Origin of the sequence: Streptomyces sp. T39 (assembly GCF_008042045.1) — a bacterium.
Classification (GTDB): domain Bacteria; phylum Actinomycetota; class Actinomycetes; order Streptomycetales; family Streptomycetaceae; genus Streptomyces.
Genome location: NZ_RDBP01000012.1, coordinates 1,996,553 through 2,015,434, shown reverse-complemented (window position 1 = coordinate 2,015,434; position 18,882 = coordinate 1,996,553). Strand labels below are relative to the sequence as shown.

19 protein-coding genes are annotated in these 18,882 nt (G+C 70.9%); 4 read left to right on the top strand and 15 right to left on the bottom strand.

Annotated features, from left to right (window positions below; translation table 11 throughout):
• Nucleotide 1: 1 nt before the first annotated feature.
• The 9 genes from rpsC to EAO77_RS10085 all read right to left on the bottom strand — a co-directional run bounded on the left by rpsC (nucleotide 2) and on the right by EAO77_RS10085 (nucleotide 5,654).
• Nucleotides 2-835, bottom strand: a complete 834-nt coding sequence (gene rpsC, locus EAO77_RS10125; RefSeq protein WP_147987684.1) for a 30S ribosomal protein S3 — start codon at nucleotides 833-835, stop codon at nucleotides 2-4.
• Nucleotides 835-1,182, bottom strand: a complete 348-nt coding sequence (gene rplV, locus EAO77_RS10120) for a 50S ribosomal protein L22 (RefSeq protein WP_004571827.1) — start codon at nucleotides 1,180-1,182, stop codon at nucleotides 835-837. Before rplV ends, rpsC begins: the two co-directional genes overlap by 1 nt.
• A gap of 41 nt (nucleotides 1,183-1,223) precedes the next feature.
• Nucleotides 1,224-1,505, bottom strand: coding sequence for a 30S ribosomal protein S19 (gene rpsS / locus EAO77_RS10115; protein WP_147987683.1), 282 nt, complete (start codon nucleotides 1,503-1,505; stop codon nucleotides 1,224-1,226).
• A 12-nt stretch (nucleotides 1,506-1,517) separates the two neighbouring features.
• On the bottom strand, nucleotides 1,518-2,354 hold the full coding sequence (gene rplB, locus EAO77_RS10110; RefSeq protein ID WP_147987682.1) for a 50S ribosomal protein L2: 837 nt from the start codon (nucleotides 2,352-2,354) through the stop codon (nucleotides 1,518-1,520).
• A 40-nt stretch (nucleotides 2,355-2,394) separates the two neighbouring features.
• On the bottom strand, nucleotides 2,395-2,718 hold the full coding sequence (gene rplW / locus EAO77_RS10105; protein WP_147987681.1) for a 50S ribosomal protein L23: 324 nt from the start codon (nucleotides 2,716-2,718) through the stop codon (nucleotides 2,395-2,397).
• On the bottom strand, nucleotides 2,718-3,371 hold the full coding sequence (gene rplD, locus EAO77_RS10100; protein WP_147987680.1) for a 50S ribosomal protein L4: 654 nt from the start codon (nucleotides 3,369-3,371) through the stop codon (nucleotides 2,718-2,720). Before rplD ends, rplW begins: the two co-directional genes overlap by 1 nt.
• A gap of 5 nt (nucleotides 3,372-3,376) precedes the next feature.
• Entirely contained in the window at nucleotides 3,377-4,021 is a 645-nt protein-coding gene (gene rplC / locus EAO77_RS10095; RefSeq protein WP_005313592.1) for a 50S ribosomal protein L3, read from the bottom strand.
• Between the two features lie 14 nt (nucleotides 4,022-4,035).
• The gene (rpsJ, locus tag EAO77_RS10090; protein ID WP_003948644.1) at nucleotides 4,036-4,344 is read right to left on the bottom strand and encodes a 30S ribosomal protein S10; all 309 of its coding nucleotides are present in this window, start codon (nucleotides 4,342-4,344) and stop codon (nucleotides 4,036-4,038) included.
• 590 nt (nucleotides 4,345-4,934) lie between these two features.
• Nucleotides 4,935-5,654: a YoaK family protein gene (locus EAO77_RS10085; protein ID WP_261993853.1), complete on the bottom strand. Its 720-nt coding sequence runs from the start codon at nucleotides 5,652-5,654 to the stop codon at nucleotides 4,935-4,937.
• A 171-nt stretch (nucleotides 5,655-5,825) separates the two neighbouring features.
• On the opposite strand from EAO77_RS10085, the gene EAO77_RS10080 reads away from it, so the two are divergent.
• The 4 genes from EAO77_RS10080 (at nucleotide 5,826) to EAO77_RS10060 (ending at nucleotide 12,720) form a co-directional block, all read left to right on the top strand.
• Nucleotides 5,826-7,649 (top strand): RNA ligase family protein, encoded by a 1,824-nt coding sequence (locus EAO77_RS10080; RefSeq protein WP_147987679.1) that lies wholly within the window; start codon nucleotides 5,826-5,828, stop codon nucleotides 7,647-7,649.
• Nucleotides 7,650-7,651: 2 nt separating this feature from the next.
• Complete coding sequence (locus EAO77_RS10075; RefSeq protein WP_147987678.1) at nucleotides 7,652-9,520, top strand: RNA repair domain-containing protein; 1,869 nt, start codon at nucleotides 7,652-7,654, stop codon at nucleotides 9,518-9,520.
• Nucleotides 9,521-9,634: 114 nt separating this feature from the next.
• Nucleotides 9,635-11,794, top strand: a complete 2,160-nt coding sequence (locus EAO77_RS10065; RefSeq protein WP_222723650.1) for a PIG-L family deacetylase — start codon at nucleotides 9,635-9,637, stop codon at nucleotides 11,792-11,794.
• Nucleotides 11,795-12,000: 206 nt separating this feature from the next.
• Nucleotides 12,001-12,720, top strand: coding sequence for a S1 family peptidase (locus tag EAO77_RS10060; RefSeq protein WP_147987677.1), 720 nt, complete (start codon nucleotides 12,001-12,003; stop codon nucleotides 12,718-12,720).
• A 137-nt stretch (nucleotides 12,721-12,857) separates the two neighbouring features.
• On the opposite strand, the gene EAO77_RS39890 is transcribed toward EAO77_RS10060, so the two are convergent.
• From EAO77_RS39890 to rpsL, 6 genes are all read right to left on the bottom strand, one after another.
• Nucleotides 12,858-12,992 (bottom strand): hypothetical protein, encoded by a 135-nt coding sequence (locus EAO77_RS39890; protein ID WP_261993852.1) that lies wholly within the window; start codon nucleotides 12,990-12,992, stop codon nucleotides 12,858-12,860.
• Nucleotides 12,989-13,876, bottom strand: a complete 888-nt coding sequence (locus tag EAO77_RS10055) for a DUF6236 family protein (protein WP_147987676.1) — start codon at nucleotides 13,874-13,876, stop codon at nucleotides 12,989-12,991. The genes EAO77_RS39890 and EAO77_RS10055 overlap by 4 nt, the downstream gene beginning before the upstream one ends.
• A 171-nt stretch (nucleotides 13,877-14,047) precedes the next feature.
• The gene (gene tuf, locus EAO77_RS10050) at nucleotides 14,048-15,241 is read right to left on the bottom strand and encodes an elongation factor Tu (protein ID WP_147987675.1); all 1,194 of its coding nucleotides are present in this window, start codon (nucleotides 15,239-15,241) and stop codon (nucleotides 14,048-14,050) included.
• A gap of 151 nt (nucleotides 15,242-15,392) precedes the next feature.
• Nucleotides 15,393-17,519: an elongation factor G gene (gene fusA / locus EAO77_RS10045; protein ID WP_147987674.1), complete on the bottom strand. Its 2,127-nt coding sequence runs from the start codon at nucleotides 17,517-17,519 to the stop codon at nucleotides 15,393-15,395.
• A gap of 38 nt (nucleotides 17,520-17,557) precedes the next feature.
• Entirely contained in the window at nucleotides 17,558-18,028 is a 471-nt protein-coding gene (gene rpsG, locus EAO77_RS10040) for a 30S ribosomal protein S7 (protein ID WP_147987673.1), read from the bottom strand.
• A gap of 2 nt (nucleotides 18,029-18,030) precedes the next feature.
• Nucleotides 18,031-18,402: a 30S ribosomal protein S12 gene (rpsL, locus tag EAO77_RS10035; RefSeq protein ID WP_003948652.1), complete on the bottom strand. Its 372-nt coding sequence runs from the start codon at nucleotides 18,400-18,402 to the stop codon at nucleotides 18,031-18,033.
• Between the last annotated feature and the right edge of the window lie 480 nt (nucleotides 18,403-18,882).

Here is an 18,882-nt window from a genome sequence, read left to right as displayed (position 1 = left end):
GTCAGGCCTCCGTTCCGGTGCTCTCAGCAGCCGGAGCGGCGGCGGGAGCCTCGGCCTTGGGGGCCTCGGCAGCCTGAGCCTGCTGCGGCTTGCGACCGCGTCCGCCACGCTCGCCACCACGGCCACCACGGCCGGCCGGGCGGTCGGCGCCGCCACGGGCCGGGCGGTTGCCCGCACGGGCAGCAGCGTTCTCGGCGCGGACCTCGGCGATGTTCTTGACGTCGCCCTTGTAGATCCAGACCTTCACGCCGATGCGGCCGAAGGTCGTCTTGGCCTCGAAGAAGCCGTACTCGACGTTCGCGCGGAGCGTGTGCAGCGGCACACGGCCCTCGCGGTAGAACTCCGAGCGGGACATCTCGGCGCCGCCGAGACGGCCGCCACACTGGATCTTGATGCCCTTGGCGCCGGCCTTCATCGCCGACTGCATGCTCTTGCGCATGGCACGGCGGAAGGAGACGCGGGAGGACAGCTGCTCGGCAACGGCCTGGGCCACGAGCTGAGCGTCGACCTCGGGGTTCTTGACCTCGAGGATGTTCAGCTGGACCTGCTTGCCCGTGAGCTTCTCGAGGTCGCCGCGGATGCGGTCGGCCTCGGCGCCACGGCGGCCGATGACGATGCCGGGACGCGCGGTGTGGATGTCCACCCGCACGCGGTCACGGGTGCGCTCGATCTCGACCTTCGAGATGCCGGCGCGCTCCATGCCGGACGTCATCATCCGACGGATGGCGACGTCTTCCTTGACGTAGTCCTTGTACAGCTTGTCGGCGTACCAGCGGGACTTGAAGTCCGTGGTGATACCGAGCCGGAACCCGTGCGGGTTTACCTTCTGGCCCATTACCGGGTTCCTTCCTTGCTGCTGACGACCACGGTGATGTGGCTGGTCCGCTTACGGATCCGGTAGGCACGGCCCTGGGCACGCGGACGGAACCGCTTCAGGGTCGGGCCCTCATCCACGTACGCCTCGCTGATGACCAGCGAAGAGGCGTCGGTGTGGTCGTAGTTGTGCGCGGCGTTGGCAATGGCGCTGTCCAGCACCTTGCCAACCGGCACGCTCGCGGCCTGCGGGGCGAAACGCAGGACCGCCTGAGCCTCCGTGGCATCCATGCCACGGATGAGGTCCACCACGCGGCGGGCCTTCATGGGCGTGACGCGGATGTACCGCGCCTGGGCCCTGGCTTCCATGGTTGTCCCTTCGGTGTAAGTCATAGTCGTTCCACCCCGCGTTAGCGGCGCTTCGACTTCCGGTCGTCCTTGACGTGGCCGCGGAAGGTGCGAGTCGGCGAGAACTCGCCGAGCTTGTGGCCGACCATGGACTCGGTGACGAACACCGGGACATGGATCTTGCCGTTGTGCACCGCGATCGTGTGGCCGAGCATGGCCGGGATGATCATCGAGCGACGGGACCAGGTCTTGATGACGTTCTTGGTGCCGGCTTCGTTCTGGGCGTCCACCTTCTTGATCAGGTGGTCGTCGACGAAGGGCCCCTTCTTGAGACTGCGCGGCATCTAAACCCGCTCCTAGCGCTTCTTGTTCGTCTTGCGGCGGCGGACGATGTACTTGTTCGAAGCCTTCTTCGGCGAACGAGTACGACCCTCCTTCTGACCCCACGGGGAGACCGGGTGGCGACCACCGGAGGTCTTGCCCTCACCACCACCGTGCGGGTGGTCAACCGGGTTCATCGCGACACCGCGGACGGTCGGGCGGACGCCCTTCCAGCGCAGACGGCCGGCCTTGCCCCAGTTGATGTTCGACTGCTCGGCGTTGCCGACCTCGCCGATCGTGGCGCGGCAGCGGACGTCGACCAGACGGATCTCGCCCGACGGCATGCGCAGGTGGGCCATCTGGCCCTCCTTCGCGAGCAGCTGCACGGAGGCACCCGCGGAACGGGCGAACTTCGCGCCGCCGCCGGGCCGCAGCTCGATGGCGTGGATGGTCGTACCGACCGGGATGTTGCGCAGCGCCAGGTTGTTGCCGGGCTTGATGTCGGCGCCGGGGCCGTTCTCGACGCGGTCGCCCTGGTTCAGGCCACGCGGCGCGATGATGTAGCGCTTCTCGCCGTCCACGTAGTGGAGCAGCGCGATGCGCGCGGTGCGGTTCGGGTCGTACTCGATGTGAGCGACCTTGGCCGGCACGCCGTCCTTGTCGTGACGACGGAAGTCGATCACGCGGTAGGCGCGCTTGTGGCCACCGCCCTGGTGACGGACGGTCACACGACCGGTGTTGTTACGGCCGCCCTTGCTGTGCAGGGGGCGGACCAGCGACTTCTCCGGCGTGGACCGCGTGATCTCGACGAAGTCGGCGACGCTGGAGCCACGACGGCCCGGAGTCGTCGGCTTGTACTTGCGGATACCCATTTCTCAGTCCTCGTCCGATATTCGGACGACTCGACCTCCGTCAGGAGGTCGGGCCGCCGAAGATGTCGATACGGTCGCCCTCAGCAAGGGTCACGATGGCGCGCTTGGTGTTGGCGCGCTTGCCGAAACCGGTGCGGGTGCGCTTGCGCTTGCCCTGGCGGTTGATCGTGTTGACCCCGGTGACCTTGACCGAGAAGACCGCCTCGACGGCCTGCTTGATCTGGGTCTTGTTGGAACCGGGCGCGACGATGAACGTGTACTTGTTCTCGTCCAGCAGCGCGTAGCTCTTCTCGGAGACAACCGGCTTGACGAGAACGTCGCGCGGGTCCGTGAAGGTCTTGCTGGTGATCGTGGCCTCGGACATCAGGCCTCGCTCCCTTCGGTGTCGTTGGCGGCCTTGGGGCCGGACACGAAGGACTCGAAGGCGGCCTGGGTGAAGACCACGTCGTCGGAGACGAGCACGTCGTACGTGTTCAGCTGGCCCGGCTCCAGGATGTGGACCTGGGGCAGGTTGCGGGCGGACAGCCACGCGGCCTCGTCCGCACGCTCGGCGACCAGGAGCACGTTCTTGCGCTCCGAGATCTTGCCCAGCAGGGACTTGGCGGCCTTCGTGGACACCGCGCCGTCGACCACGCCGGAGACGACGTGGATGCGGGAGTGGCGGGCCCGGTCGGTGAGGGCACCGCGCAGGGCGGCGGCCTTCATCTTCTTCGGGGTCCGCTGCGAGTAGTCACGCGGCACGGGGCCGTGCACGACGCCACCGCCGGCGAACTGCGGCGCACGGGTCGAACCCTGACGGGCGCGGCCGGTGCCCTTCTGGCGGTAGGGCTTCTTGCCACCACCACGGACCTCGCCACGCGTCTTGACCTTGTGCGTGCCCTGACGGGCAGCGGCCAGCTGCGCGACGACGACCTGGTGGATCAGCGGGATGCTGACCTTGGCGTCGAAGATCTCGGCCGGGAGCTCGACGGTCCCGGACTTGTCGCCGGCGGGCGACAGAATGTCAATGGTGCTCATAGTCCTCAGGCCCCCTTGGCCGCAGTGCGGACCAGGACCAGGCCGCCGTTCGGACCGGGAACTGCGCCCTTGATGAGGAGCAGACCCTTCTCCGCGTCAACGGCGTGAACGGTCAGGTTCTGGGTGGTGACCCGCTCGTTGCCCATGCGGCCCGCCATGCGGAGGCCCTTGAACACACGGCCCGGGGTGGCGCAGCCACCGATGGAACCGGGAGAGCGGTGCTTGCGCTGGGTGCCGTGACCGGCGCCGAGGCCCTTGAAGTTGTGACGCTTCATGACACCGGCGAAGCCCTTGCCCTTGCTCTTGCCCGTGACGTCGACCTTGACGCCGGACTCGAACACCTCGGCAGTGATCTCCTGGCCCAGCGTGTACTCGCTGGCGTCAGGGGTGCGGAGCTCCACCAGGTGGCGGCGGGGGGTCACGTCGGCCTTGGCGAAGTGGCCCTTGAGGGGCTTGTTCACCTTGCGAGGGTCGATCTCGCCGAAGGCGATCTGGACCGACTCGTAGCCGTCGATGTCGTTCGTACGGACCTGGGTGACGACGCAGGGCCCGGCCTTGACAACGGTCACCGGGACGACACGGTTGTTCTCGTCCCAGACCTGGGTCATGCCGAGCTTCTCGCCCAGGACGCCCTTGATCTGCTTTGCCATCTCTTCCGCGCCTCTCAGAGCTTGATCTCGATGTCAACGCCGGCCGGAAGGTCCAGGCGCATCAGCGAGTCAACGGTCTTGGGCGTCGGGTCGAGGATGTCGATCAGGCGCTTGTGCGTGCGCATCTCGAAGTGCTCGCGCGAGTCCTTGTACTTGTGCGGCGACTTGATGACGCAGTACACGTTCTTCTCAGTGGGCAGCGGCACCGGGCCCGCGACCGACGCACCAGTGCGGGTCACCGTCTCGACGATCTTCTTCGCCGAGGAGTCGATGACCTCGTGGTCGTAGGCCTTGAGCCGGATGCGGATCTTCTGTCCCGCCATGGCTACTCAGTAGTCCTTTGTCTAGTGAAACGCTCTGGTGCCCGGCGAGTCCTGCACTCTTCTCCGACCCCCGCGGTCGGGCGTGTCGCATTCCCTCTACGAAGATCTCCCGAAGGATTTCCCAACCAAGGGGTTGCGGGCCCGAAGACCGCTGACCGGGGGAAGAGCTCCCGCCGCGCGCCTGGTCGGTACCCCGCTGACACTTCCCGGAAGATTCCCGTACGTCCGCCATTCCCCGCCTGGGGCGAAGAAGGGCGACGAGTACTGTGGGACTCGCTTCCGGTCCTCCCGGCGGGAGGCGCGCAGCATCGGCACTCAACCGAGCAACCCGGACAGTCTGCCACACGGGTCCGCGCCATGGCCAATCGAGCCGAAGAGATTACCCCGCGGGGGTTGCCTGTCAAACCGCCGCGCACGAACCCGTACCCGTCCCCGGCGGCCCCGCCCAGCGGAACCATTCCGTCCGGGCGCCGCGCGCCCGCGGCCCCGAAACCCCGGAACGGCGCCGTCCGGGCGCCAGTGCCCCGGGGCCCGTGAGCCCGAACGGCGGCGTCCGGCGCCGCGCCTCCGCGGCCCCGTGAACGGTCGCGTCAGCCCGGCATCGAGGTCCGCATCCGGGCCGCCGCCAGCCGGACGAGGCCCGCGGCCAGCACGAGGGCGGCGGGCACCGCCAGCACCACCGCGGGCCGCACGGACGCCGCCAGCAACCCCGCGCCGCACACTCCCCCGGCCACCATGGCCAGGATCGACGACAGCCGCCGCACCTCGATCCCCGTCCCCGAACCGACCCGGCTGTCGGCCGCGAACGGGTGCAGCGCCACGACCAGGCCGGTGAGCGCCCGCGTGGCCACCGTGGTGGTGACGCCCGGCAGCGCGACCCGCAGCGCCGTCACGTTCCGCACGCCCATCGCGCAGGCCACCATCGCGATCGCGGCCAGGTGCCTGCCGTCCACGGGGCCGCCCGGGGCGTCGATGTCCGCACGCCAGATCACCAGGGCCGCGGCCGCCAGGAGCAGGCCCTCCACCACGAGCGCCGCCTCGAACCAGCGCCGCTCCCGCACGTCGAACGCCGACTCGACCCTCGACCCGGCGACCGCGCCGAGCGCGAACCCGGCGAGCGAGACGGCGGAGACGGCCGCCGAGATCCCCGGCGCGCCCCCGAGGGCGAAGCCGAGGAGCAGCAGGCTGCCCGTCTGGACGGCCGCGAAGACCGGCCCGAGCGCGAGGAAGGAGACGGCCTCGACCATCCCGGTCGTCACGGTGAGCAGCACCATCACGGAGGTCAGAAACGCCCCCGGCCTCGGTTTCATACCGGGACGATACGGGCGCCCCGCGCCTCGCCGGGGCACTCGCCCGGGGGCCTCACCCCACCGGGCGCACCCGGCCCGCACCGCCCTGCCCCGCGGCGTAAATCCCTCGATGCCCCACCCGCCGCACACCTACAGTGACGACGGCATCAGCGGTCACGGGGGACGGTCACCATGCGTACGCACTATCCGCGGACCCGGCATCTGCCGTGGTCGCCCGGGGCGACCCCGGACGACCTGCGCACCACCGACCTCGGCGGACTGCGGGGCCGCGAGGTGGTCGTCACCGAGAAGCTCGACGGCGAGAACACCACGCTCTACGCGGACGGGCTGCACGCGCGCTCCCCCGACTCCGCCCACCATCCGTCCCGTGCCTGGGTGAAGGCGCTCCAGGGCCGGATCGCCCACACCGTCCCCGAGGGGTGGCGGATCTGCGGCGAGAACCTCTACGCCCGCCACTCGCTGGCCTACGACGACCTGGACGGGTACTTCTACGGCTTCTCCGTGTGGGACGAACTCGGCTGGTGCCCCGACTGGGACCGCACCGTGCGCTTCCTGCGCGAGCGCGGCATCCCCGCGCCCCGGGTGCTGTGGCGCGGCGTGTTCGACGAACGCGCCCTGCGCGCGCTGCGGTTGGACCTCGGACGCCAGGAGGGCTACGTCGTCCGCACCGCCGAGGGCTTCATGGCCGAGGAGTTCGGGCAGCGGGTCGCCAAGTGGGTGCGCCCCGGGCACGTGACGACCGGCACCCACTGGATGCACAGCGCGGTCGTGCCGAACGGACTCGGCCCCGACGCGCCGCTGTGGGCGGTGCGTTCGGGCGCCGCCGCCGACCCGGAGGCGCTCGCCGCCGCACTCGGACCCGCACTGGGCCCCGCCGGCCCCGACGCGCTCGCCGCCGCACTCGAACCCGCACTGGGCCCCGCCGGCACGGAGGCGCTCGCCGGCACGGAGCGGGAGGCGTGCGGCTCGGTGGAGACGGTCACGGCGTCCGCTCCGGGCCAGCCGGGCCGGGCCGGCGGGCCCGGAGCGGACGCGGTGCCGGACCGGGAGGCGGCCGAGCGGGTGGACACGGGCGGGGTCCTCGGGGACACGCGGCTCGACACCGTGCTCGCCGCACTTCTGCACCGTCAGCGGCGGGCACGCCTCGCCGCCGGGCTCGCCGGGCGCCTCGGGCTGCCGCAGGCGCGGCGGATCGCGGACCTCGTGGGGCTCCATCCCGTGCTCCACCGCCCGTATCCCGACGCCGACCGCCCGTGCGGCCTGCGGCGCCTGTCCCGCGCCGCCGACCTGGCCGCCCTGCACGCCGTGGCCCGGGCGACCGCCGACGGCCGCGAGGCACGGGAGCAGGTGGAGTGGTCCGCGCTGCACGCCGAGGAGATCCGCCCCCTGACCGGTCTCGCGGAGGCGTTCGCGGACCTCGACGCCGAGAGCGCCGCCCGCTGCCGTGCCGAGGCGCACACGGCGTACGCCGACGGGCGGATCGGCGGCCCCGGCGAGGCCGTCGCCGCGACCTGGCGGTGGCGCTCCGGCGGCTTCCCCCGGCTGATCCGGACCGTGGGCCCCTCGGGCAGCGGCAAGAGCACCTTCGCCCGCGGCCTCCCGGGCGTGGACACGTACATCGGCCTGGACGACCTGCGCGAGGCGCGCGGCTCCCGGTCCGACCAGCGCGCCAACGGCGAGATCCTGCGGGACGCCCTCGGCCGCCTGGACGCCGCCCTCACCGGCCGCGCGACCGTGGTCTGGGACGCCACGTCGCTCAACCGGCAGCAGCGCTCCCTGGTCGAGGCGGTCGCCCGCCGCCGGGACGCGCTGGTCACCGATGCGGTCGTCCTCGTCGACGAGGACGAGCTGGTGCGGCGGAACGGGCGGCGCGCCCACCCCGTTCCGCCCCCGGTGCTCGCCTCCCAGCTGCGCCGCTTCGGCCCGCCCTACCCGGGCGAGGCGCACCGCACCTGGTACATCGGGGCGAGTGGGACGATCGAGGAGGAGGCCTGAGCATGCGCACCAGCGAGGAGATCTACCACCGGGTCCGCTGGGACGCCCGCTTCGACCCGGCCCGCTTCACGGTCGGCGTGATGCAGCGGGGCGCGGCCCCCAAGCGGGTGCCGCTGCCCGCCTTCGTGCCGGGCGGCGAGATCCCGTGGCACCGGGTGCTCTTCTTCGAGGCGGACGGCGAGACGGTGTGGGACCGGGCCACCGGCACCGACCGGATGGACGCCACCGACGCCGGCCGGGTGCGCGAGGCACGCAGCCTGCGGGCGCCCTTCTTCGCCGCCCGCACCCCGCACGTCTTCGACGGCGGGGAGTGGGTCCCGGCCCGCTCGCCGCGAGGGACGGTGCCGCCCTCGGGCCGGGTGCGGCTGCTGACCTGGAACACGCTGTGGGACCGCTACGACGCCGACCGCATCGACACCGTCCGGCGCAGGCCGCTGCTGATCGCGGCGCTGCGCGCGGCGGACGCGGACGTGATCGCGCTCCAGGAGGTCGAGCCGCGGCTGCTCACCATGCTCCTCGGCGAGCCCTGGGTGCGCGAGGCCTACACCCTGGGCACCGACCCGGTCGCCCGGGACGTCGACGACTGCGGGCTGCTGCTGCTCAGCAGACTGCCCGTACGGGAGGCCGGCCACCACGGGCTCGGCCCGCACAAGGCCGTGACCGCACTGGTCGTGGAGACCGGCGCCGAGCCGCTCACCGTCGCGGCGACCCACCTCAGCAGCGACCACTCCGCCGACGGCGCCGCCCGGCGGGAGGCCGAACTGACGCGCATCGCGGAGGGGTTGGCCCCGCTCGACGGCGACGTCGTCCTGCTGGGCGACGTCAACGACGGCACGGACGCGCCGCAGACCACGCTCGGCATGCGGGACGCGTGGAGCGAGACCCACGGCGCCGCTGACACGACCCCGACGTTCGACCCGGCCGCCAACCCGCTGGCCGCGGTCTCCTCCCTGACCGGCCGCGCCTCCCGGCTCGACCGCGTGCTGCTGCGTGCCGGGCGGCTGCGGGCGCGTGAGGCGTCCCTCCTCGGCACCGAACCGTCCGCGGACGGCCTGTACATCTCCGACCACTACGGGGTACGCGCCGAACTGGCCCCCGCACGGACGGAGTCGGGCGAGGCCCTGGACGTCCCGCCCACCGTCCGGACGGCACTGGCCTGGATCCCGCCGCGGGAGACCTGGCCGGCTCTCCAGGAGATCCGCCGGGAGAACGACCCGCAGATCCACCGCTGGCCTCCGCACGTCAATCTGCTCTTCGGCTTCGTGCCCGAGTCCTCCTTCGACGCGGCGCTGCCGCTGGTCTCCGCGGCCATGACCGGCTTCGGGCCGTTCGCGGCCCGGCTGGCCGGAGTGCACTGGTTCGGGCACCGGGAGGGCGCGACGGTGTGGCTGGACCCGGCGGGCGCCGGCGAGGAGCCGTGGGCGGCCCTGCGCGAGCGGCTGCTCGATCGCTTCCCCGCCTGCCGGGGACGGCGTCCCGGCTTCACCCCGCACCTGAGCCTCGGCCGCACCACCGATCCGCAGACCCTGACCGCCGCCTGCGAGGCCCGCCTCGCACCGGCCGACGTGCGCGTCGGCGAGATCGCCGTCCTCTCCCGCCGCGGTGACGAACCGATGCGCGTCCGCGCGACGGTCGCCCTAGGCACCGGGGAGGTGCGGTGGGCCGCGGAGCCGCTGGACGCCCCGGCGGCATCCGCGGCCCACCGCACCTCCCCGGTGCCTAGGGCGACCGTCGCGCGGACGCGCATCGGTTCGTCACCGCGGCGGCGTCCGTCGCTGAGCTGGATGTCGGGATCCGGGTCCAGGGTGTGCACGACGGTGGGCCGGTACCGCTCCAGCAGGCCGGCGAGCACGTCGACCAGCCGGTCGTAGTCGTAGCCGCCCGACCTGCGCAGCGGTGAGCCGTCGGCGACCACCGTGGGCAGGGTGAGGGCGCGGTCGTGCCACAGGCTGGGCAGGCCGGGGCGGTTGCCGCGGGCGGTGTGCATGGCGAGGTTGAGGAAGACCAGCTCCACCCGGCGCGCCCGGGGCGACACCACCGAGGCCGGACAGGCCCCGCGCCCGGGCCCGCCCCGGCGCGGGGTCCTCGCGGCGCTGGCGGCCCTCTCCGCGAGCGGCGCCCTCGGGGCCTGCTCGGTGCCGGCGCCGCGCCGGACCGGCCCGGTCGCCGACCCGGCACCGGGCATCCCGATCGCCGCGCCCCGGCACGCCCTGCTGATGCAGATCCTCGCCCACCCGGACGACGACCTGTACTTCATGAACCCGGACGCCCGCCAGATGCTGGCCGACGGCGTCCCGGTCGTCTGCGTCTACGTCACGGCGGGCGAGTCCGACGGCAGGAACCGCATACCCGGCGCCGCCGGAGTCCCCGTCGACAAGGCCGCCTACGCGTCGGCCCGTCACCAGGGACTGCGCCAGGCCTACGCCCATCTGCTCGGCCTCGACGTGTTCACCGCGTGGCGCCGGGACACCGTCACCCTCCGGGGCGGGGCGCGTGCCGAGATCGACACGCTCGCCGACGGGGCGCGCCGGGTGGAGCTGGTCTTCCTCAACCTCGCCATGCACACCGCCCGCGGCAACCGCCCCGGCCTGCCCAGCCTGTGGCACGACCGCGCCCTCACCCTGCCCACGGTGGTCGCCGACGGCTCACCGCTGCGCAGGTCGGGCGGCTACGACTACGACCGGCTGGTCGACGTGCTCGCCGGCCTGCTGGAGCGGTACCGGCCCACCGTCGTGCACACCCTGGACCCGGATCCCGACATCCAGCTCAGCGACGAGGCGACCCGCCGCAAGGACAGCGAGCAGCGCGGTTACTCGGACCACGCGGACCACACGGCCGTCGCCTCGTTCAGCTGGGCGGCGATGATACGCAGGGTGGCCGAGGCGACGCGGGACGGCGGCGGGGTCCCCGCGTTCGCCGTCACCGCCTTCCGCGGCTACCACAACCGCCACTGGCCGAAGAACCTCCCGCGGACCGTGCTGGACCGCAAGGCGGAACCGCTCGTCCCCTACGGCGGTGGTGTGGACTGGGCCTGCGGCAACACGGCGGGCTGCGGCGACTACAACGTCGGCGGGCGGCGTCCGCTGACCAACGAGAAGGGCTGGATCCGGTCCACCCGGCACCGCCATCCGGGGCCCCGCATGGCGGTGGCAGCCGAGGACGACGGGCGGCTGACCGCCTACGGCGTCCTCGGGCTGCGGGCGGTCCGCTGGCGCGAGACCACCCCGGGCGGGGGCCGCTGGGGCGAGCCGGAGGACCTGGGCGGCGGGCCACTGGCCCCGGTGCTCGGCACGACCGCGCTCCCCGACGGCCGCCGGCTGCTGTTCGGGCTGCGGCTCACGTCCATCAGCGGACACGGCAGCGGTGACGACGCCCGGGAGCTGGTCGTCCTCGAACAGCGTTCCCCCGGCGGCCCGTTCCGCGCCTGGCAGGGCCTCGGCAACCCGGAGCGCGACGGCGACCGCGGTCGGCGCGCCGGCGTGCCGGTGGCCGTCACGGACCGGGCCGGACGGGTCCACCTCTTCGTGCGCAACGCGGACCAGGGCGTCAGCACCAGGTCGCGGGAACCGGACGGCCGCTGGCGCGGCTGGCGCGACCTGGGCGGCGGGGCGGTCCAGGACGGGCTGGCCGCGGTCGTCGACTCGGCGGGGCGGGTCCATGTCCTCGGTGCCGGGCACGACACCGTGCACCACTGGGCCCAGGAACACCCGGGGGCCGCGGTGACCCACCGCCCGTCCGCCGGCCTGCCCGCCCCCGTCGACGTACCCGCCGCCGTCGCCGCGGCCGACGGCACCGTCGAGCTGCTCTTCCGCCGGGAGCTCGACTACCGCCGGGCCTCGCCCCGTGACGGGCGGGGCACGGCGGACCCGCGACTGGTCCGGGTCCGCCCCGACGGCACCGTGCTGCCCGCCCCGGCGTTCGAGGGCTACGGCCCGGTGACCGCGGACGGCACGGCTCTGCTCGGCCGGGACCTCGGCGGCCGTCTCCAGGTCCGCACCGGGGACGGTCTGTTCACGCGGACGTCCGGGCCGCAGGCCCTCGGCACGCCCGTCCTCGTCACCACCGCCTCGGACGTCCGCGTCATCGGTCTCGGCCCCGACGGCCACCCGTGGACCTGGCGCCCCTCGGCGGAAGCGCCGAGCTAGGGCCGCTCGCCCGGATCAGGGCTCGCGTGCCCCGATCGACCTGGAAGGCCCGGCCGGAAACCGCCCGCGCCTGGCCGACTCCCGCCCCATAGCGCGGTGTTATGGCAAAGCGCTATTACCCGCGCCCTCGGCCCGGCCGCAATCCTGATGGCTCCCGGACACCCCCATACGCGGCCCCCACCGCGTGTCTTCGGAAATGAGGAGCCTTGCGCATAACCAGGACAGTGACCGCACTCGCGGCCGCCGTGCTCTCCGCCGTCGCCGTGATCCCCACCGCCACGGCCGCCTCCGCCGCCCCGCAGCCCGTCCCCAGCGGCCCCCAGCCGATCATCGGCGGCGGCTACGCGCAGAACGCCCCCTGGGCGGCGCGCCTGTTCTCGAACGGCAGGGAGACCTGTTCGGCGACGATCATCGCCCCCACCTGGATCCTGACCGCCAAGCACTGTGTCACCGGCGGCGGGCTCTCGTTCCGCATCGGCAGCCTGGACCAGCACAGCGGCGGGACCGTGGCCAACGGCGCCCAGACCTACACCCACGGTTCGGACCTCGCCCTGGTGCGCCTGGACCGCTCCGTCGGCGGCACGTACGCGACGCTCGGCCAGCCCGGCACCGTCCGGGTCGGCCAGAGCGTCCAGGTCTACGGCTGGGGCGCCACCTCGCAGTGCGGCTCCGAGGCCACCTGCCAGTCGCGCTACCTGAAGGTGGCGAACGTGACCGTGACCAGCGGCTGCACCGACGCGTACGGCGGTTCCGCGATCTGCGCCCGCCGCGGCAACGGCATCACCGCCGGCGGCGACTCCGGCGGCCCGATGATGCTGAACGGCGTCCAGGTGGGCGTCGCCTCCACCAGCGACCGCCAGACCACCACGGCGTACACCAACGTCACCGCCTACCGCTCCTGGATCCAGTCGGTCGCCGGCGTCTGACCGCCCGGCACCCGATCCGGCGCCGCCCCGCCCAACCCTCCCCGCACATGACGAAGGGCCCCGCACCTCCCTTGCGAGAGGTGCGGGGCCCTTCCGCGGACAGCATCGGCCCGCTCCCCCGGATCGAGGGGAAGAGCTCAGCGGGCCAACGTCTCCACGTGCTGCAGGTAGGCAAAGGGGTGCTCCGCCCGTTCCTTCTGCAAGGGGCGCACCTCGCGAGCCGCCACGTTGATCGCGAACCCGCCCGCGACCGCTCCGACCAGCCAGTTCATGCCCGGCACGACAAGCTCGCCCGCAGCAGCCCCGGCCAAGCCCACGGTGACGGCCAGCCCCCGCTGAACCATGCTCGGCGACTGCTCCGGACGGCGGCATGGTAGTCGTCAACCGCCCCCCGCAGACGGTCCCGCATGGCCTCCATGACATCGGCCGGTTGTTCCCAGTTCCGGCGCAACTCCGCGAGCAGGGCGTGAATCTCCGACATGAGCCGCCGACGCTCGACGTCGTATCGCTCCCGAAAAGCGATCACGTCCTCCACCGGCGTGCCGGCCGCCGGAACGGGCAGCAGACGGCCGATCTCGACCTGCCAGGCGGCAAGGGCACTGCCGGGCACCAGCGGACGTACTGCCGACTCATGTGCACTCACCTGATCGGTGTACGGCATGTACGCCGCAGTCGCCCCTGCGCGCGCGGCGAGCTCTCGGGCAGCCGCGCCCACGAGCAGCAGCTGCACTTCGCGTGGAACGGCCACGCTCCAGCGGCCTCCTTCCTCGATGCGCCGACCCAGGCCCAGTTCCAGGACCGCCTCCTCCAGGAAGTAGCCGATCTTCGAGTGATACAGGCGGCGATCCAGCCGCATCGCCTCACCGAGCGGTCGCCGCTGAGCGGCAAGGCTGCGCAGCTCTTCCACGAGCACGTCGTACGACTCACCCGGGCCGCCACTGCTGCCCCGGCACAGCAGGCGGACGTTACCCGCGTTCCAGGTGAGCGGGCGGTACAGCCCCCGTTCGGCGAGTTCCCTCAACTCGGGCGTCACCGCACCGGTGCGGACGTTCAGGTCCTCAGGCACCACCGTGGCTATTCCGTCCCAGTACAACAGCGCCTGATGCAGCACTGCCTCCGGAGGCCGGACAAGCGGGTAGTAGAGCAGAGTGGGCATGTGCTCATCCTTGCCGAGCACCAGCAGACGATGGTGGCCTTCTGGCAAGCCCGCCTGCTCGCGCCGCCCGCCCCGCCCTCCCCGCACATGACGAAGGGCCTCGCACCTCCCTTGCGAGAGGTGCGAGGCCCTTCTGCGGCTCGGTGAGCCACCAGGTCAGACCACCGGGACTTACTTGGTGATCTTGGTGACCTGGCCGGCGCCCACGGTCCGGCCACCCTCACGGATGGCGAACTTCAGGCCCTCTTCCATGGCGACGGGCTGGATCAGCTCGACGGACATCTGGGTGTTGTCACCCGGCATGACCATCTCGGTGCCCTCGGGGAGGGTCACGACGCCGGTCACGTCCGTGGTACGGAAGTAGAACTGCGGGCGGTAGTTGTTGAAGAACGGGGTGTGACGGCCACCCTCGTCCTTCGACAGGATGTAGGCCTGGGCCTCGAACTCGGTGTGCGGCGTGACCGAACCGGGCTTGATGATGACCTGGCCGCGCTCGACGTCCTCGCGCTTGATGCCACGGAGGAGCAGACCGACGTTCTCACCGGCCTGGCCCTCGTCGAGCAGCTTGCGGAACATCTCGATGCCGGTGACCGTGGTGGTGGTCTTCTCCTGCTTGATACCGACGATGTCGACGGTCTCGTTGACCTTGAGGACACCACGCTCGATACGGCCGGTGACGACGGTGCCACGACCGGTGATCGTGAAGACGTCCTCGATCGGCATCAGGAACGGCTTGTCGACGTCACGCTCGGGCTGCGGGATCGCCTCGTCGACGGCGGCCATCAGGTTCAGGACCGACTGGCCCCACTCCTTGTCGCCCTCGAGAGCCTTGAGCGCCGAGACCTTGACGACCGGCAGGTCGTCGCCCGGGAACTCGTACTCGGAGAGGAGCTCACGCACCTCGAGCTCGACGAGCTCCAGGATCTCCTCGTCGTCCACCATGTCGGCCTTGTTCAGGGCGACGACGATGTACGGAACGCCGACCTGGCGGGCCAGGAGCACGTGCTCCTTGGTCTGCGGCATCGGGCCGTCGGTGGCGGCGACCACGAGGATGGCGCCGTCCATCTGGGCAGCACCGGTGATCATGTTCTTGATGTAGTCCGCGTGACCGGGGCAGTCGACGTGGGCGTAGTGACGCGACTCGGTCTGGTACTCGACGTGCGCGATGGAGATGGTGATACCGCGCTGGCGCTCCTCGGGAGCCTTGTCGATCTGGTCGAAGGCCGAGGCCTCGTTCAGGTCCGGGTACGCGTCGTGCAGCACCTTGGTAATGGCGGCCGTGAGGGTCGTCTTACCGTGGTCGATGTGACCGATGGTGCCGATGTTGACGTGCGGCTTAGTCCGCTCGAACTTCGCCTTCGCCACTGGGGTCCTCCTGGAGTGGTTCTGAACGCCTTGCTTCATCGGCGCCAGGTGATCTTTGCTGGGATGCCATTCGCCGGGGCCCGATCCTTCGGGGTTCCGGGGGCCGAGCCCCGACGACTGGTGTCAAGCCTAAAGCGTGAACTCGGGAGAGTTACTCGCCCTTGGCCTTCGCGATGATCTCCTCGGCGACGTTCCGGGGAACCTCGGCGTAGGAGTCGAACTGCATCGAGTAGCTTGCGCGACCCGAGGTCTTGCTGCGGAGGTCTCCGACGTAGCCGAACATCTCCGAGAGGGGCACGAGGCCCTTCACGACGCGAGCGCCGCTGCGCTCCTCCATGGCCTGGATCTGGCCACGGCGGGAGTTGATGTCGCCGATGACCTCACCCATGTAGTCCTCGGGCGTGGTGACCTCGACGGACATCATCGGCTCGAGAAGCACGGGCGAAGCCTTGCGCGCGGCCTCCTTGAAGGCCTGCGAACCGGCGATCTTGAAGGCGAGCTCGGAGGAGTCGACCTCGTGGTAGCCACCGTCGAGAAGAATGACGCGGACGCCCGTCATCTCGTAGCCGGCCAGGATGCCGAACTGCATGGCCTCCTGCGCACCCGCGTCCACCGAGGGGATGTACTCCTTGGGGATGCGGCCACCGGTGACCTTGTTCACGAACTCGTACGAGGCGTCGCCGCCCTCGATCGGCTCGATCGCGATCTGCACCTTGGCGAACTGACCGGTACCACCGGTCTGCTTCTTGTGCGTGTAGTCGTGACGCTCGACGGCCTTGCGGATCGTCTCGCGGTACGCGACCTGCGGCTTGCCGACGTTGGCCTCGACCTTGAACTCGCGACGCATGCGGTCGACGAGGACGTCGAGGTGGAGCTCACCCATACCACCGATGATGGTCTGGCCGGTCTCCTCGTCCGAGTGGACCTGGAAGGAGGGGTCCTCCTCCGCGAGACGCTGGATGGCGACACCCAGCTTCTCCTGGTCACCCTTGGACTTGGGCTCGATCGCGACCTGGATGACCGGCGCCGGGAAGTCCATGGACTCCAGGATCACCGGGTTCTTCTCGTCGCACAGCGTCTCACCGGTGGTGGTCTGCTTCAGGCCCATGACGGCGACGATGTCGCCGGCGCCCACCGCGTCGATCTCCTCACGCTTGTTCGCGTGCATCCGGTAGATCTTGCCGATGCGCTCCTTCTTGCCCTTGACGGAGTTCAGCACCGAGGTGCCGGCCTCCAGGCGACCCGAGTAGACCCGGATGAAGGTGAGCTTGCCCAGGTGCGGGTCGCTCGCGATCTTGAACGCGAGGGCCGACAGCGGCTCGCTCTCGGACGGCTTGCGCTTGACGACCTCCTCCGGGTCCTTGACGCCGTGGCCCTCGATGGCCTCGACGTCCAGGGGGGAGGGGAGGTAGCGCACGACGGCGTCGAGCAGGGGCTGGACGCCCTTGTTCTTGAACGCGGTGCCGCAGAACACGGGGGTGACGGTCGTGTCGCCGCCCTTGCCCGACGCGATGGTGATACGACGGATCGCGGCGTACAGCTGCTCCTCGGTGGGCTCCTGGCCCTCCAGGTACAGCTCCATGATCTCTTCGTCGTTCTCCGCGACGGTCTCGACCAGCTTGCCGCGCCACTCCTCGGCGGCCTCGGTGTGCGTGGCCGGGATGTCGACGACGTCGTACATCTCGCCCTTGGTGGCCTCGGCGGACCAGACCAGGGCCTTCATGCGGACGAGGTCGACCACGCCCTTGAAGTCGGCCTCGGCGCCGATCGGGAGCTGCATGACGATCGGGGTCGCGCCGAGGCGGTTCACGATCATGTCGACGCAGCGGTGGAACTCGGCACCCGTACGGTCGAGCTTGTTGACGAAGCAGATGCGCGGCACGCCGTAACGGTCGGCCTGGCGCCACACCGTCTCGGACTGCGGCTCCACACCGGCCACACCGTCGAACACGGTCACGGCGCCGTCGAGGACGCGGAGCGAACGCTCCACCTCGACGGTGAAGTCCACGTGACCGGGGGTGTCGATGATGTTGATGGTGTGGTCGACGTCCTCGAGCGGCCAGTGACAGGTCGTCGCGGCGGACGTGATCGTGATGCCGCGCTCCTGCTCCTGCTCCATCCAGTCCATCGTGGCAGCGCCGTCGTGGACCTCACCGATCTTGTAGCTCACACCGGTGTAGAAGAGGATGCGCTCGGTGGTCGTCGTCTTGCCCGCGTCGATGTGGGCCATGATCCCGATGTTGCGGACCTTGGCCAGGTCAAGCGAAGTGGTGGCCATATGGCTCAGTCTTCTCTCGGTCTCGATGTGGGTAGCGACTACCAGCGGTAGTGCGCGAAGGCCTTGTTGGACTCGGCCATCTTGTGCGTGTCCTCACGCTTCTTGACCGAAGCGCCGAGGCCGTTGGAGGCGTCGAGCAGTTCGTTCATGAGGCGCTCGGTCATGGTCTTCTCGCGGCGGGCGCGGGAGTAGCCGACGACCCAGCGCAGCGCGAGGGTGGCGGCACGACCCGGCTTGACCTCGATCGGCACCTGGTAGGTGGCGCCACCGACACGGCGGGACTTGACCTCGAGGGACGGCTTGACGTTCTCGAGAGCGCGCTTCAGCGTGATGACCGGGTCGGCGCCGGTCTTCTCGCGAAGACCCTCCATCGCGCCGTAGACGATCCGCTCGGCGGTGGAACGCTTGCCGTTCAGCAGGATCTTGTTGATGAGCGAGGTCACCAGAGGAGAACCGTAGACCGGGTCGATGATGACCGGGCGCTTCGGGGCGGGGCCCTTACGAGGCATTCTTACTTCTCCTTCTTGGCGCCGTAGCGGCTGCGGGCCTGCTTGCGGTTCTTGACACCCTGGGTGTCGAGCGAACCGCGGATGATCTTGTAACGAACACCCGGCAGGTCCTTCACACGGCCACCACGCACGAGCACGATGGAGTGCTCCTGCAGGTTGTGCCCCTCACCCGGGATGTAGGCCGTGACCTCGATACCGGAGGTCAGACGCACACGCGCGACCTTGCGGAGGGCCGAGTTCGGCTTCTTCGGGGTGGTCGTGAACACACGCGTGCAGACGCCGCGGCGCTGAGGGGAACCCTCGAGTGCGGGCGTCTTGTTCTTCTCGACCTTGTCCTGCCGGCCCTTCCGGACCAGCTGCTGGATCGTAGGCACTACTTCTCCGGTTTCTGTGTGCCGTCTGTGAAACTAACCTGGAACGTCACCGACCCACGCGGTCGGGTGTGTCGAATACTGCGCACCCCCGCCGAAGGCGGAAAAGGCGCAGATTGCGGTGGCCGGTCTCGGACTCGCGGTGCGGTTGAGGACACGCACACGAGCCCAGGCACACCCCAGGCACAAGGTCTGAGCGTACCTACCGCACGGACATCGGTCAAAACAAATGGCCTCGCGCACGGCCTCGGACATCGGGCCGCCGCGCCCGTGCCCGTCCCCCGTGCCCCCGCGGCCCGATGTCCGAGGCCGTGCGCGAGGCCATTTGTTTTGACCGATGTCCGTGCGGTAGGTACGCTCAGACCTTGTGCCTGGGGTGTGCCTGGGCTCGTGTGCGTGTCCTCAACCGCACCGCGAGTCCGAGACCGGCCACCGCAATCTGCGCCTTTTCCGCCTTCGGCGGGGGTGCGCAGTATTCGACAC

Coding starts and splice junctions, on each gene's coding strand:
- rplD (WP_147987680.1), bottom strand. CDS start 3,371: ATGAGCACCATTGACATTCTGTCGCCCGCCGGCGACAAGTCCGGGACC.
- rpsC (WP_147987684.1), bottom strand. CDS start 835: ATGGGCCAGAAGGTAAACCCGCACGGGTTCCGGCTCGGTATCACCACG.
- rplC (WP_005313592.1), bottom strand. CDS start 4,021: ATGGCAAAGCAGATCAAGGGCGTCCTGGGCGAGAAGCTCGGCATGACC.
- rplW (WP_147987681.1), bottom strand. CDS start 2,718: ATGTCCGAGGCCACGATCACCAGCAAGACCTTCACGGACCCGCGCGAC.
- fusA (WP_147987674.1), bottom strand. CDS start 17,519: ATGGCCACCACTTCGCTTGACCTGGCCAAGGTCCGCAACATCGGGATC.
- EAO77_RS10065 (WP_222723650.1), top strand. CDS start 9,635: ATGGCGAGGTTGAGGAAGACCAGCTCCACCCGGCGCGCCCGGGGCGAC.
- rpsG (WP_147987673.1), bottom strand. CDS start 18,028: ATGCCTCGTAAGGGCCCCGCCCCGAAGCGCCCGGTCATCATCGACCCG.
- EAO77_RS10085 (WP_261993853.1), bottom strand. CDS start 5,654: ATGAAACCGAGGCCGGGGGCGTTTCTGACCTCCGTGATGGTGCTGCTC.
- EAO77_RS10055 (WP_147987676.1), bottom strand. CDS start 13,876: ATGCCCACTCTGCTCTACTACCCGCTTGTCCGGCCTCCGGAGGCAGTG.
- rplB (WP_147987682.1), bottom strand. CDS start 2,354: ATGGGTATCCGCAAGTACAAGCCGACGACTCCGGGCCGTCGTGGCTCC.
- EAO77_RS10080 (WP_147987679.1), top strand. CDS start 5,826: ATGCGTACGCACTATCCGCGGACCCGGCATCTGCCGTGGTCGCCCGGG.
- EAO77_RS10075 (WP_147987678.1), top strand. CDS start 7,652: ATGCGCACCAGCGAGGAGATCTACCACCGGGTCCGCTGGGACGCCCGC.
- EAO77_RS39890 (WP_261993852.1), bottom strand. CDS start 12,992: ATGAACTGGCTGGTCGGAGCGGTCGCGGGCGGGTTCGCGATCAACGTG.
- rplV (WP_004571827.1), bottom strand. CDS start 1,182: ATGGAAGCCAGGGCCCAGGCGCGGTACATCCGCGTCACGCCCATGAAG.
- rpsJ (WP_003948644.1), bottom strand. CDS start 4,344: ATGGCGGGACAGAAGATCCGCATCCGGCTCAAGGCCTACGACCACGAG.
- rpsS (WP_147987683.1), bottom strand. CDS start 1,505: ATGCCGCGCAGTCTCAAGAAGGGGCCCTTCGTCGACGACCACCTGATC.